Raw genomic sequence first — 14,482 nt, forward strand, 5'->3', positions numbered from 1 at the left:
ACGAAGAAATGGCTTCCATGAACGGAATGGAAGAAGTTCTTTTCACGCTAAAAAGGCTTCCGTATGGAAGCCTTCTACTCATGCATAAAATCAAACGGAGTGATTCCCTCCATGCCAATATTTGCGTCATGTACGCTAAATGGAAGCTCTTTTTGGAGCGCTTCAAGTTCTGCATCCATGATTTGTTCGGTTTGCACTAGCCGCATCGTTAAGGACGTTTGTCTGAGGGAATCCTCATTGTTTTTCACGCCCCACTCCAGCGCTGATTCCTCGCCGCACAGTATTAAAAACTTTTTACTGCGTGTAATGGCTGTGTACAGTAGATTCCGCCGAAGCATTCGGTAATAGCTCCTGACGACTGGCAGCACAACAATCGGGAATTCACTGCCTTGTGATTTGTGAATAGAGCAGCAATAAGCATGGGTAAATTGATGAAAATCTTTTTTTGTAAAGGTGATTTCATTTCCATCAAAGGAGATCACAGCCATGTCTTCTTTTTCTGTATTTTCTTTTGCATAAAAAATCGAGACAATTTCACCGATATCGCCGTTAAAAATGTTGTTCTCCGGCTGATTCACAAGCTGAAGCACCTTATCACCTGTCCGGTACACCACATCACCAAACGGGATTTCCCTGCCCTTTGGTTTTTTAGGATTCAAAATGTGCTGCAGCATTTTGTTGAGCTCATTGATGCCTGCTTTTCCTTTATACATCGGTGCGAGTACTTGAATGTCCTTTGCTGAAAACCCTTTTTGAGCAGCATTGCTGACGACTTTCTCAATGACTTCTTTCATTTGATCAGCTGAACATTGAATGAAGGACCGATCCTTTGAACGTGCAGTAATATCCTTTGGCAGCACACCATTTTTCATATCATGGGCAAGTTCAACAATGGTTGAGCCGTCTGCCTGCCGGTAAATATCTGTCAGGGTAACAGCCGGCACAGCTTTTGAGGCAAGCAAATCCCGTAAAACTTGGCCTGGTCCGACAGATGGCAGCTGATGTTCATCCCCTACCATAATCACTTGGATATGATCAGGAATGGCTTTAAACAAATGATTCGCCAGCCAAATATCCAGCATACTTGATTCATCAATGATGACAAGCTTTCCTTCAACCGGCTGTTCTTCATCATGCGAGAAGCCCTCCGACCCGTTCCAGCCTAATAGCCTGTGAATGGTGACAGCTGGAAGCCCTGTTGATTCTGTCATCCGTTTAGCCGCCCGGCCAGTTGGTGCCGCAAGTACAAATGGGAAGGATTCATCCTTTTTATAATCACTCGGATCAAGAGATACACCGTGAAGATCACTGTAAAGCTCGACAATTCCTTTAATGACCGTCGTCTTCCCTGTACCAGGTCCGCCTGTTAAAAGCAGCATCGGGGACATGAGTGCCTTTTGAATCGCTTCCTTTTGTGTCGGTGCATACTGGACGCCTAATCGCTCCTCCAGCTCACCAAGTGCAAGGAGGAATTCTGATTCAGGAAATTGATCTGCATATTCCGTTTGGGAGACGATTTTTTGAATGCGTTTGGCGACACTTTGCTCCGCATAAAATAAGGATGGATGATAGCAGCGGTCATCTTCAATGATCATTTCTTTTCCTTCGCCAAGTGCAATGATCTGATCGGCAACATCCATTTCCGTCACTTTGTAATCATTGCCTGTTTGGTTGAGCAGCTTGCGGGTTTCGACGATCAAATCTTTCGTTTGTATGTACGTATGACCGTCCTGAAGACTGGCTGTCTCCACTGTATATAGCAAGGCTGCGCGAATCCGCTCTGGATCATTTCCTGAAATACCTGTTCTAGCGCCGAGCTCATCCGCCTTAATAAATCCGATTCCCTCAACATCCTTAACAAGCTGATAAGGATTTTCCTCGATCTTTTGCAGCGTTTCACTCTCGTACACTTGGTAAATCTTCATACTGAGCTGCGGACCAAAGCCATATTGATTCAGGCTGATCATGATTTGTTCCAGTCCTTGATGCTCCTGAAGCGCTGCGGCCAGCTTATCCGCCTTCTTTTTTGATAAGCGCGGTACATCGTACAAAACAGCTGGGTCACGCATAATTTTATGAAGCGTCCGATTGCCAAGCTTTCCCACGATTTCTTCCGCCGTCTTTTTTCCTATCCCCTCAAATAAATCACTTGAGAGATAATGTATGATGCCTTGCTTCGTTGTCGGTACTTCCTTTTGAAAATGAGTGGCCTGAAACTGTTCACCAAATTTCGGATGGCTTGTGACTTTGCCATAAAAGGTGTAGGTTTCCTCCTCATGAAGTGCTGGGAAGTAGCCTGTGACAGATGCTGTTTTTTCCTCTAAGTTTTCCGATGTTTCAATGACTTTCACCTTTAACACCGAGTATAAATTACTTTCATTATGGAAAATAACGGCTTGAATGGTCCCCTTTAAAAACGGTTCGTCCTCAAGCTTCATTTGATCTGGATGTTCCTGCACAGGTCTTCCCTCCTTCCATCTATTCTGCCTCTTGGATCAGCTTTTGCGCATGTAGTGCGAGCATATGGTCAGGCTGCACGTCAATGGCTTTCCCCAGCATCTCAAGCGCTTCGTCTTTTTTCTCTAAGTACGCATACGCAACCCCTAAATTATAAAAGGCGTCTGCATGCTGCGGATCACGCGTGATGACTTCAGTAAAAGTTGTCACCGCTTCTTCCAGCATGTGTTCATTGGCTAAGCACATGCCAAATTGGAATCTTGCTTCATTATCTTCTTCGTTTAGTTCAACGGCACGCTGAAGATACGGCATCGCAAGCTTTGGCTGCTCTAATTTGATGAGCGTCTGCCCAAGCATATAAAACAAATCACTATTTTCCATGCCCGCTTTTAGTGCTTGTTCAAAATAATCTTTCGCTTTCATAAAGTCTTCTTTTAGTGTATACACATTTCCTGCCCCGTAATAGGCTGCAGCTGCGGTATGATCAAGTTCAATTGCTTTTTGAAAAAAGTTTAAAGCACGTTCAAATTCATTGATACTTGAAAGTAAGTTCGCAAAGTTAATATATGGAACCGGATCCTTCGGGCTTTCTTCGATCGCTTTTGTAAAAGCTTCAGCAGCTTTTTCGATATTCCCTTGATTCAAGGCTTCTATGCCGATTTCGTTATGATTCATTCGCTCTCTCATCCTTTCATTAAAAAACCTCAACAGCGACGTTGAGGTTTTGAAACATGCTACACATACGACAGCTTTTGACCATCTTTGAAGACATCGTCAATTGTACCGCCGCCAAGACATTCGTCGCCATCATAAAAAACAACCGCTTGTCCAGGGGTAACAGCACGAACAGGTTCATCAAAGATAACCATCGCTTCTTGCTCACCTGTCATTTTGACCTTCACATGGTGATCTTCTTGACGGTATCTGAATTTTGCTGTGCACGTTAATTCACCGTTTTCTCCGACAATATGAGGACGAGTCCAGCTGATATTAACGGCTGAAATGCTTTCAGAGTATAAAAGTGGATTGTGGAAGCCTTGTTCAACAAACAAGATGTTTTTCTCCAAGTCTTTCCCAACAACAAACCAAGGATCACCACTGCCGCCAATGCCAAGTCCTTGGCGCTGACCGATCGTGTAATACATCAGTCCATCGTGCTCCCCTTTTACTTCTCCGTCCATTGTCTGCATCACACCAGGCTGTGCAGGCAAATATTGACTGAGGAACGTTTTAAAGTTTCTTTCTCCGATAAAGCAGATACCTGTTGAATCTTTTTTCGTTGCTGTTGCGAGCTCTGCTTCTTTTGCCAATTCACGAACCCTTTTTTTCTCTAAATCACCGATTGGGAACATGACTTTATCAAGTTGTTCCTGTGTCAGCTGATTTAAGAAATACGTTTGGTCTTTGTTTGCATCAAGACCTCGCAGCATTTTGACTTCATCACCAGTTCTATCAACACGGGCATAGTGTCCTGTTGCCAAATAATCCGCACCAAGTGACAATGCATGCTCAAGGAATGCCTTGAACTTAATTTCTTTGTTACACATGACATCTGGGTTTGGCGTTCTGCCCGCTTTATATTCATCAAGGAAATATTGAAACACTTTGTCCCAATATTGCTTCTCGAAATTCACTGCATAATATGGGATTCCAATTTGGTTACATACGCGGATGACATCCTCATAGTCTTCCGTTGCTGTGCAAACACCATTTTCATCAGTGTCATCCCAGTTCTTCATAAATATGCCGATGACATCATAGCCTTGCTCCTTTAGCATAAGAGCGGCAACTGATGAATCGACTCCTCCGGACATACCGACCACAACTCTTGTATCTTCTGGTCTTTTTGTCATCTTCATCAACTCCAATTTCAATGAAACAACATACGCGTTTCGTTCTTCAGGTGCTTCGCTGTTTCATTTTTCACACACGAACAAAAGGAAGCATTTATTTGGCTAGGCGTTTGACAACAGCTGCTATCTTACGTGCCGCCTGCTTCACATGATCCTCTTCATTCCCAAGACCGAAGCTTATTCTGACTGAGGATGTCAGCTCTTTTGCTTCTTCGCCATACATGGCGCTTAACACGTGCGAAGGAAGGACAGATCCAGCCGTACATGCCGATCCGCTTGAAACAGCAATTCCTTCCATATCTAAATTCACAAGCAGCGATTCAATGGAGACGCCCGGGAAATGAACATTTAAAATGTGCGGCAATGTCTCTTTCGGATGTCCATTGATAGAGAAATTGAGAGATTCCTCTTCGAATACTTGCAGCATAGTTTCTTTGAGCTTACCATAATGCATCGCTTTTTCTCTTCTATTTTGCTTCGTTAATTGAACAGATTCTGCAAGCCCAACAATTCCTGCCACATTTTCAGTGCCAGCACGGCGCTTTCTTTCTTGTTCCCCTCCGAATATTTGCGGAGAAAGTTTCACGCCTTCGCTTACATATAAAAAGCCTGTTCCCATCGGACCGTTCAGCTTATGGCCAGAAGCAGATAAAAGATCAATATGGAGATCTGCTGCATCAATGGGCACTGTGCCAAACGCCTGCACTGCGTCTGTATGAAAATGAGCAGTGTGATCACGTAGAAGTTCGCCAATGGCTTTGATTGGCTGAATCACACCTGTTTCATTATTGCCGTACATGACGGTCACAAGAATTGTGTCATCTCTCAATGCTTGTTTTAATTGGTCAAGATGAATCAATCCAGTTTCGTCCACATCTAAATATGTCACTTCAAATCCCAGCTTCTCTAGGCGTTCACATGTATGCAGCACCGCATGATGCTCTGTTTTCACTGTGATGATATGTTTTCCTTCATGCTGCCTTGCCATGGCAACACCTGTAATTGCCAGGTTGTCCGCTTCGGTTCCACCGCTTGTGAGGATGATCTCCTGCGGTTTACAGTGTAATTCTCCTGCAATGACTTCTCTTGCTTCATCGAGCCACTTTCTTGCCTCGCGCCCATATGAATGAATACTAGAGGGATTGCCAAATATCTCTGTAAAATACGGCATCATCTTGTCCACAATACGCTGATCCATCGGCGTTGTGGCTGCATGATCTAAATAGATTCGTTCCATTTCCGGTACACCTCTAATCTAAATATAGAACATATACGAGTCTTGATCCGCGTCATCTGTGTAGCTTGCCAAGTCTTCAAGAGTTGTATTGTCTAGTACGTCTTTTACTGCATCACGAATACGAATCCATAGTTCACGCTTTGCTGGTTCTTCGTTTTCGATGACTTCAACAGGACTAATTGGTCCTTCTAATACACGAATAATATCACCTGCTGTGATCTCGTTTGGTTCATGTGCAAGAACATAGCCGCCATACGCACCGCGGATACTTTTTACAAGACGGGCATTCCGGAGTGGTGATACAAGCTGCTCTAAATAATGCTCAGACAAATCATTGTTTTGAGCGATTGATTTTAATGATGTAGGGCCTTCGCCATGTTTTTTGGCTAATTCGATCATGATCGTCAGACCATATCTGCCTTTAGTTGATATTTTCAAGTTAAACACCTCTGCGTTTTCTATTCTATGTCATCAATTATTTTTCTGATTTCATATACGCTGATATATAGACCAAAAGCAATTATATCATACTTTCAGCCAACTTTCATTTACGGGTACTGAGCATAATAGAAGGACGCATCCCTTTTCTATTTGAAGAAATTTCGGTACTCTATACAAACAAGACATTGCTTTAGGAGAGATAATTATGAAACCTTTAGCGTACCGGATGCGCCCAAGTCATATTGAAGACATTATTGGGCAGGAGCATCTTGTTGGAGAAGGTCAAATTATTAGACGAATGGTCGAGGCAAAACATTTATCCTCGATGATTTTATACGGACCGCCGGGCATTGGCAAAACATCGATTGCGACCGCAATTGCTGGCAGTACTAGCATTGCTTTTCGTACATTGAATGCGGTCATTCATAACAAAAAGGATATGGAAGCTGTCGCCGCTGAAGCGAAAATGAGCGGACAGGTGATCCTTATTTTAGACGAAGTCCACCGGCTTGATAAAGGGAAGCAGGATTTTCTCCTTCCTTATTTAGAAAATGGCATGATCATTTTAATTGGCGCAACGACAGCTAATCCCTATCATGCGATCAATCCTGCCATCCGAAGCCGGACACAAATATTCGAGCTGAAGCCGCTTGAAACAGAGCAAATTAAAGCTGCGTTAACAAGAGTCTTACAGGATGAGCATCGCGGGCTTGGCGGTTATGAGGTGACCGTGGACGATGAAGCGATGAATCATTTTGCCAATGGATGCGGAGGAGACGTGCGTTCTGCTTTAAATGCACTAGAACTCGCTGTCTTATCGACAAAAGCTGATGAGACAGGGCATATCACAATCACTCTTGCCGCAGCAGAAGAATGCTTACAAAAAAAGAGCTTCTCACATGACAAGAATGGTGATGCTCATTATGATGTCCTCTCGGCTTTTCAAAAATCCATTAGAGGATCTGATACAGATGCGGCGCTGCATTACCTTGCCAGATTGATCGAAGCAGGAGACCTTGAAAGCATTTCAAGAAGATTACTCGTGATGGCTTACGAGGACATTGGCTTAGCCAGTCCGCAGGCAGGCCCCCGCGTGTTAAGCGCAGTACAAACAGCAGAAAGAGTCGGTTTCCCAGAAGCACGAATTCCGCTGGCGAACGCAGTGATTGAACTGTGTCTTTCTCCTAAGTCCAATTCGGCATATAAGGCGATTGATGCGGCACTTGGTGACATTCGCACAGGGAAAATTGGTGAGGTTCCAACTCATTTAAAGGATGCACACTACAAAGGCGCCACAGCACTCGGAAGAGGTGTCGATTACTTATACCCACATGATTACGAGAACGGCTGGGTGAAGCAGCAATATTTACCTGATCCGCTGAAAAACAAGCAATACTATGTACCGAAGCAAACCGGAAAATTTGAAGGTGCATTGAAACAGGTCTATGAAAATTTAAAACGCCAAAAATAAAAAAAGCCCCCTGCATATTAGCAGGCGGGCTGTTTATTTATCCTTCACACGTGTAATCGGAATATCCTTTAAAAGCTTCATAATGACATGACCACCCATGATCAGTCCGGCAACAGACGGAACGAACGCATTGGATGATGGCGGCATTTGCGCCTTGCGAATCTTCGCTTCATCATTTCCAACTTCTTTTCTGACATCTTCGCGAATGACAATCGGACTTTCGTCAGAGAAAATGACTTCAATTCCTTTACGAATCCCTTCCTTACGCAGACGTGTTCTCACGACTTTTGCAATAGGATCAGTATGTGTTTTTGAAATATCATCAATTTTAAAGCGTGTCGGATCTGTTTTGTTCGCAGCTCCCATACTTGAAATGATGTTCACACCGCGTTTCAGACACTCTTTCATCAAATGAATTTTATAGTGAATGGTATCTGAGGCATCAATGACATAATCAAGCGGATACTCAAAAAATTGCTCGTATGTTTCCTCTGTATAAAACATCTTAAGCGCAACAACTTCACATTCTGGATTAATATCAGCGATTCTCGCCTGCATTAAGTCAACCTTTGGCTGGCCAACTGTTGATAGCAATGCTGGAAGCTGACGGTTCACATTTGTAATATCAATATCATCTTTATCAACAAGAACAATACGGCCAACGCCTGAACGAGCGAGTGCCTCTACTGCGAATGAACCAACGCCGCCCACACCAAGCACTGCAACTGTACTGTTTTTTAGTATATTTAAGCCTTCCTTGCCAATGGCAAGCTCGTTTCTTGAAAACTGATGTAACAAGTGCCTCACTCCACCTTTATTTAAAATGAATCGAAAGAATCATATCATATTCAGACTTCTCCGTCATCCTTCTCTAAAAGAAAAAAACACAAAAAAGTCCCGATGACGCCGCCAGCATTTCCTTCGTTTTGAACCCCGCACCATGCAGGTGGGTGCTTTCTTCCTGACTTTATAAGTCCTCTAATGAGGCATTTATGCAGAAAGGAAAGGCAAGCTCCCGTATAAAAAAATGTTCGGTCAAAACTAGGTAACCACCGTACGTATCAGGACTTTATTTATTGATTGATGAAAGCATATCATAGGCATATTTCTTTTTCAAGCGTTTACATACCTATAAACATGCGCCTATTTTACTGTTTTACTTTTGTTTTAATCGCTAAACTCAGCTCATCAAGCTGCGCCTCGCTCACATGGCCAGGGGCATCTGTGAGAACGCAGCTCGCACTTGCCGTTTTCGGGAATGCAATCGTATCTCTTAAGTTAGAGCGGCCTGCAAGCAGCATCACTAAACGGTCAAGCCCAAGCGCGATTCCGCCATGCGGAGGAACACCATGCTCAAACGCATCCAGAAGGAAGCCGAATTGTTCGTAAGCTTCATCTTTTGAAAAACCAAGTAAGCCAAACATTTTTTCTTGAATGTCCTTTTCAAAAATACGAATAGAACCTCCGCCAAGCTCGTAGCCATTCAGCACAAGATCGTAAGCCTGTGCCTTCATGTCTTCTGGGCTTGTTTCAATTAATTCAAGATCATCGCGAACTGGCATGGTGAATGGATGATGGGCAGCATAGAAGCGGCCTTCTTCTTCATCCTTTTCAAGCAGCGGCCAATCGACAACCCATAAGAAATTGAATACAGACTCATCGATTAATTCAAGCTCTTTACCAAGTTTTAAGCGAAGTGCACCAAGTGCATCATGAACAACAGACGTCTTATCTGCGACAAAGAGTAAGAGGTCGCCTTCTTCAACTTGCAGCTGTTCTTTTAATTCAGCTTGCTTTGCATCATCAAAGAATTTAGCGATAGGACCTTTTAATTCAATCCCTTCTGCTTTTAGCCAAGCTAGACCTTTTGCTCCGTAGTTCGCTGCAAATGCACCAAGTGCATCAATGTCTTTTCTTGAGTAGTTCGCTGCAGCCCCTTTTACATTGATGGCTTTCACAGCTCCACCATTTTTCACAGCTCCACTAAACACTTTGAAATCGGAGTCTTTTACCGTATCTGAAATGTTAACCAGCTTCATCTCAAAACGTGTATCTGGTTTATCAGATCCATAGGAATTCATCGCTTCATCGTATGTCATACGAGGTAATGGCAATGTAAGGTCTACACCTTTGACATCTTTCATTACCTTCGCCATCATCTCTTCAGCAAGCGTCATAATGTCCTCTTGACTCATAAAGGACATTTCAATATCGACTTGTGTGAATTCCGGCTGACGGTCAGCACGCAGGTCTTCATCTCTAAAGCAGCGGGCAATTTGATAATAACGGTCCATCCCAGAAACCATCAGCAATTGTTTAAATAATTGCGGAGATTGAGGCAGTGCATAAAATTCTCCCTCGTGTACACGGCTTGGAACAAGATAGTCACGCGCACCTTCTGGCGTACTTTTCGTTAAAATTGGTGTTTCAATGTCTAGAAAGCCGTTGTCGTCTAAGAAATGGCGGAATGCTTTTGTGACTTCATGTCGCATTTTCATTGTTTCAAACATTGCAGGGCGGCGAAGATCCAGGTAACGATATTTTAAACGAACATCTTCTGATACCTCGTCTGCTTGATCTGAAATCACAAATGGAGGAGTCTTCGCTTCATTTAAAACGGTGACCGTTTCGACTTGAATTTCAATTTTGCCCGTTTTTAAATTTGGGTTGATCGTTGCTTCTTCTCTTGCGACAACCGTTCCTTTAATATCAAGGACATATTCGTTACGAATTGATTCTGCTGTCTCAAGCGCCTCTTTTGATAAGTCTGGATTGAAAACAACTTGTACAATCCCTGAACGGTCACGCAAATCAATAAAGATTAAACCGCCTAGGTCACGCCTTTTTTGAACCCATCCTTTTAATACAACTGACTGACCGATTTGGTCTTCTGTTACTTCTCCACAATAAAAAGTTCTACCAAACACAAACATTCCACTCCTTCTTTACGCTTTCTGGTGGGCCTTCAACATTTGAATCAGCTCATCAAGCTTCACTTCAATTTGTTCACCCGTCGTTGTATCTTTCACATTCACAATTTGCTGCGCAAGTTCATCTTCACCAAGAACTGCAATAAATTTGGCTTTTAAACGATCAGCCGCTTTAAATTGTCCTTTTAGTTTCTTCCCTGTATAGTCCATTTCACTTGAGATACCTTCTTTTCTCAGACTGTTTAATAATGAAACAGAATAATCCTTCGCTTGATCTCCAAGAGCAGCAATGTATAGATCAATACCATCTTGCAGAGGAAGCTCAATTCCTTCAGCATCGATCGCTGATAGGAAACGCTCAATACTCATCGCAAATCCGATCCCTGGTGATTCAGGACCGCCAATTCCTTCAACGAGTCCATCATAACGGCCGCCGCCGGCTAATGTTGTAATCGCACCAAAGCCTTCTGCATTACTCATGATCTCAAATGCTGTGTGATTGTAGTAATCAAGACCGCGCACTAAATTTGGATCGACGACATACTCAATGCCTATATCTGATAAGTATTGTTTGACCTTTTCAAAATACGTCCGTGATTCTTCATTTAAGTAATCTTGAATGGATGGAGCTGTTGTCATCAGTTCATGATCACGATCCTTTTTACAATCAAGAATGCGCAGCGGATTTTGATGTAAACGAGTTTGACAGTCGTGACAGAATTCCTCAATTCTTGGCTCAAAGTGCTTGACCAGTGCTGTGCGGTAGTCTGCACGGCTCTCTTTGTCACCAAGGCTGTTAATGACGAGCTTTAAGTTAGAAAGACCTGCTTTCTCATATACACTCATCGCAAGTGAAATGACCTCTGCATCAATGGCAGGATCCTTGGAACCAATCGCTTCGATCCCAAATTGATAAAATTGACGATATCTTCCTGTTTGCGGACGTTCATAGCGGAACATTGGTCCGATGTAATACAGCTTAGTTGGCTGAGCCGGCTGTGCAAACAATTTATTTTCAACATAAGAACGGACGGTTGAAGCTGTTCCCTCTGGACGGAGTGTGATGCTGCGTCCTTTTTTATCTTCAAATGTGTACATCTCTTTTTGAACGATATCAGTTGATTCGCCTACTCCCCGTGCAAACAGCTCTGTATGCTCAAAAATCGGTGTGCGGATTTCTTTGTATTGAAAGGCTGCACATGTATCTCTCGCAATTTGTTCAACATACTGCCAGCGTTCTGACTCTCCAGGTAAAATATCCTGTGTGCCTCTTGGAATATTAAAACTCATTTTTCGTCCTCCTACGACCATCATTCATTTTTTATGTGGACATATAAAAAACCCCCGCCTCTACTATGTGTATAGTAGGGACGAGAGTTATACCCGTGGTGCCACCCTAGTTGGAACATGATCAAGCATGTTCCCGCTCAAATCCTTAACGCAGATTCACGTTCTCCGCCTATTGACTCATTTTTCGAGCGTTCAGCAGGAAACCTACAGAGTGTTCTTTCGTGATAAATGCCATGCGGATTCGCTTTCAGCCTAAGGCGATTCCTCTCTGCTCACGCAATTTACCCTACTATTCTCTATCATCAGTTCCACATTTTAAATTTTCAAGTGTGTTGATTTATATTATAATAAGGTCGGTGCTGCCACTCTGTCAACCCTTGCCGTGCCTCTTTTTCTTTTCCAGCTCTTCTTTTGACGTACATCCGTATTCAGATGCGGTTTCTTCAAGGAAGCCCGGCTGATCCATTTCGTCATGCTGCCAGCGGTCGATATCACGATGTCCATTATATTGCACTCGTCCTAATTTTCTGCTTAATCTCATGTTTGTACATCCTTTTATCACATTTTTATTTAGTATAAACAGATTGATTCATTTTTATTAGGAAAACTGCAAGGAATTCATCCACTACATAACGAATTAACATTCATCGGTTTTACAAGGGAGGGGAAAACACCGTTTTGAATCTGAAAAAACACAATCAAATGATGATGCTGCTTACTTGTTTTGTTCTCATCGCGAGTTCTTTGCCTATGACACATGCTACAGCACAAACAGATCAAGCTGTGGTCGCAACAGATGAAATCAATGTGAGAACGGGCCCTGGTTTAAGCTATGGAATCGCAGCTGTTGTAAAACGCGGCGAAAGTTATCCTATTCTCACTGAACAAGGAGAATGGGTGCAGATCCAATTATCAAACGGACAAAAAGGCTGGGTCGTCTCATGGCTGATCACCACATCATCCGGCGCTCAAAAAACAGCGAAACCAAAGGCGCAAGGTCAAAGCACGGCTGGAGGCAGTACCATTACATCGACAGCTTCCGACCTTCGCATCCGGACAGGCCCTGGGACTTCCTATCAAGTGATTGGTACTTTCCCGCAAGGCGCTTCCGCTAAAAAGCTCGAGACAAGCGGCGAATGGACGAAAATTTCTTATAAACAAGCAGAAGGCTGGGTTCACTCTGATTATGTTTCAGGGGGGCAGAAAACTTCTCAATCAAGCTCCGGTGGGTCTTCTCGCTCTAACCAGACAGGCACAGTTGGCGTATCGAGCTTGAATGTGAGGCAATCCGCGGCACCAAATGCACAAGTCATCGCTTCACTTGCCCGCAACACACAGATCACCATTTTGCGAGAGCAGAACGGCTGGTATGAAATTGAGGGGAAAGGCGTAAAAGGCTGGGTTGCAAGCTATTACATTGTCACAGGCAAAGGAGCAGGCTCTGCACCTGAAAAGAGTTCATCCTCTTCGGCTTCTGAGCAAAAAGCGTACATTGTCTATGACGGCACCAACATTCGAAAAAGCGCTTCTACCTCTGCTGGGATTGCAGAAAGAGCAACAAAAGGAGCTGCCTATCACATTGTTCGGACGCAAGGTGACTGGTACGAGGTGACACTATCGAACGGCGGGACTGGCTATGTGGCGAGCTGGGTCGTTCAAACGAAGAAAAATAGCAGCGAAGCGCCAAGACCTCAGCAGGATTCATCGTCTGGAACTGGTTCTTTAAAAGGAAAAACGATTGTTCTTGACCCTGGTCATGGCGGAAAAGACAGCGGCACAATTGGCGCAGACGGTGCTTTTGAAAAGAACATCACCATCAAAACCGCCAATTTACTGGCAGGCAAATTAAGAGCTTCTGGTGCAAATGTGTATTTAACTAGAAGTGACGATACCTTTATCAGCCTTCAATCGAGGGTGGCGACATCTCATTACCGAAATGCAGATGCATTTATTAGTCTTCATTATGATAGTTTTATGGACCAAAGTGTTAGAGGAAGTACAGCGTATTATTATCAAGCAGCAAAAGATCAGCAGTTAGCGACAAGCGTTCATTCCGAAGTCGCAAAACGCTCTCAAATCCCTGATAAGGGTGTCAAATTCGGAGATTACTTTGTTTTAAGAGAAAATAAACGCCCTTCCCTTTTATATGAACTCGGGTACTTAAGCAACCCTCAGGAGGAAGCGATCATTTATAGCGCCTCTTACCAAGAACGAGTCACAGAAGGAATGACTGAAGGATTAAAACAATATTTCCGTTAAAAAGAAAGAGGCCTCTGCGCCTCTTTTTTGTTTGACCACAAAAGAAAAAGACTCTAAACAAACTCCCGCATGAGTTCATCTACAGTCTAAAGAGAATCTATTCTTTGCTGTCCATCAAGATCGTGACTGGTCCTGAATTGGTCAATGACACGTCCATCATCGCACCAAAACGGCCAGTTTCTACATGAATGCCTTTTTCCCTAAGGGTTTTATTGAAACATTCATAAAGCGAATTGGCTGCATCCGGCTTGGCGGCTTTCATAAAATTCGGCCGTCTGCCCTTTCTCGTATCACCATAAAGGGTAAATTGAGATACAGACAGAACGCTTCCTTTTATGTCCAATAATGAACGATTCATTTTCCCATTTTCATCTTCAAAAATACGTAAATGTGCAAGCTTTTCAGCTAAGTAAAGCACATCTTCTTCTGTATCTTCGTGTGTGACACCAACGAGCACCATATAACCTTCGTTAATGGCACCTGTGATCTCTTCTTCTACCTTCACAGATGCATTTGTCACACGCTGCACAACAAGCCTCATAGA

At 43.4% G+C, this 14,482-nt stretch carries 12 protein-coding genes, 1 other RNA gene and 1 other annotated feature; of the genes, 2 read left to right on the forward strand and 11 right to left on the reverse strand.

Annotated features, from left to right (window positions below):
* Nucleotides 1-74 precede the first annotated feature (74 nt).
* The 5 genes from recD2 to cymR all read right to left on the reverse strand — a co-directional run bounded on the left by recD2 (nt 75) and on the right by cymR (nt 5,985).
* Complete coding sequence (gene recD2, locus ACP69X_RS13015; RefSeq protein ID WP_426052730.1) at nt 75-2,459, reverse strand: SF1B family DNA helicase RecD2; 2,385 nt, start codon at nt 2,457-2,459, stop codon at nt 75-77.
* A 19-nt stretch (nt 2,460-2,478) separates the two neighbouring features.
* Nucleotides 2,479-3,132: a tetratricopeptide repeat protein gene (locus tag ACP69X_RS13020; protein ID WP_025092425.1), complete on the reverse strand. Its 654-nt coding sequence runs from the start codon at nt 3,130-3,132 to the stop codon at nt 2,479-2,481.
* Between the two features lie 59 nt (nt 3,133-3,191).
* Entirely contained in the window at nt 3,192-4,310 is a 1,119-nt protein-coding gene (gene mnmA / locus ACP69X_RS13025) for a tRNA 2-thiouridine(34) synthase MnmA (protein ID WP_039180282.1), read from the reverse strand.
* A gap of 94 nt (nt 4,311-4,404) precedes the next feature.
* Nucleotides 4,405-5,547: a cysteine desulfurase family protein gene (locus ACP69X_RS13030; protein ID WP_426052731.1), complete on the reverse strand. Its 1,143-nt coding sequence runs from the start codon at nt 5,545-5,547 to the stop codon at nt 4,405-4,407.
* 18 nt (nt 5,548-5,565) lie between these two features.
* A complete protein-coding gene (gene cymR / locus ACP69X_RS13035; protein ID WP_426052732.1) occupies nt 5,566-5,985 on the reverse strand; it encodes a cysteine metabolism transcriptional regulator CymR in 420 nt (139 codons plus the stop codon).
* Nucleotides 5,986-6,193: 208 nt separating this feature from the next.
* On the opposite strand from cymR, the gene ACP69X_RS13040 reads away from it, so the two are divergent.
* A complete protein-coding gene (locus tag ACP69X_RS13040) occupies nt 6,194-7,459 on the forward strand; it encodes a replication-associated recombination protein A (protein ID WP_426052733.1) in 1,266 nt (421 codons plus the stop codon).
* Between the two features lie 33 nt (nt 7,460-7,492).
* Here the strand turns inward: ACP69X_RS13040 and ACP69X_RS13045 are convergent, their stop codons facing one another.
* From ACP69X_RS13045 to ACP69X_RS13065, 5 genes are all read right to left on the reverse strand, one after another.
* Nucleotides 7,493-8,257, reverse strand: a complete 765-nt coding sequence (locus ACP69X_RS13045) for a tRNA threonylcarbamoyladenosine dehydratase (RefSeq protein ID WP_024423127.1) — start codon at nt 8,255-8,257, stop codon at nt 7,493-7,495.
* Nucleotides 8,258-8,349: 92 nt separating this feature from the next.
* Nucleotides 8,350-8,530, reverse strand: a non-coding RNA gene (gene ssrS, locus ACP69X_RS13050) — 6S RNA.
* A 77-nt stretch (nt 8,531-8,607) separates the two neighbouring features.
* Nucleotides 8,608-10,386 carry an aspartate--tRNA ligase gene (aspS, locus tag ACP69X_RS13055; protein WP_305960343.1) on the reverse strand — a complete coding sequence of 593 codons (1,779 nt, stop codon included), beginning with the start codon at nt 10,384-10,386 and terminating at the stop codon, nt 8,608-8,610.
* An 18-nt stretch (nt 10,387-10,404) separates the two neighbouring features.
* Entirely contained in the window at nt 10,405-11,679 is a 1,275-nt protein-coding gene (hisS, locus tag ACP69X_RS13060; protein ID WP_426052734.1) for a histidine--tRNA ligase, read from the reverse strand.
* Nucleotides 11,680-11,752: 73 nt separating this feature from the next.
* Nucleotides 11,753-11,991 (reverse strand) — a binding site (T-box leader).
* A gap of 58 nt (nt 11,992-12,049) precedes the next feature.
* Nucleotides 12,050-12,220 carry a YrzK family protein gene (locus tag ACP69X_RS13065; RefSeq protein ID WP_003216250.1) on the reverse strand — a complete coding sequence of 57 codons (171 nt, stop codon included), beginning with the start codon at nt 12,218-12,220 and terminating at the stop codon, nt 12,050-12,052.
* A 161-nt stretch (nt 12,221-12,381) separates the two neighbouring features.
* Between ACP69X_RS13065 and ACP69X_RS13070 the strand changes: the two genes are divergently transcribed.
* On the forward strand, nt 12,382-13,938 hold the full coding sequence (locus ACP69X_RS13070; RefSeq protein ID WP_426052763.1) for an SH3 domain-containing protein: 1,557 nt from the start codon (nt 12,382-12,384) through the stop codon (nt 13,936-13,938).
* 97 nt (nt 13,939-14,035) lie between these two features.
* Here the strand turns inward: ACP69X_RS13070 and dtd are convergent, their stop codons facing one another.
* Nucleotides 14,036-14,479 carry a D-aminoacyl-tRNA deacylase gene (dtd, locus tag ACP69X_RS13075; protein WP_024427859.1) on the reverse strand — a complete coding sequence of 148 codons (444 nt, stop codon included), beginning with the start codon at nt 14,477-14,479 and terminating at the stop codon, nt 14,036-14,038.
* Nucleotides 14,480-14,482: the final 3 nt, after the last annotated feature.

The organism is Bacillus sp. DC4300-2b2, from assembly GCF_049895685.1.
Lineage (GTDB): Bacteria > Bacillota > Bacilli > Bacillales > Bacillaceae > Bacillus > Bacillus safensis.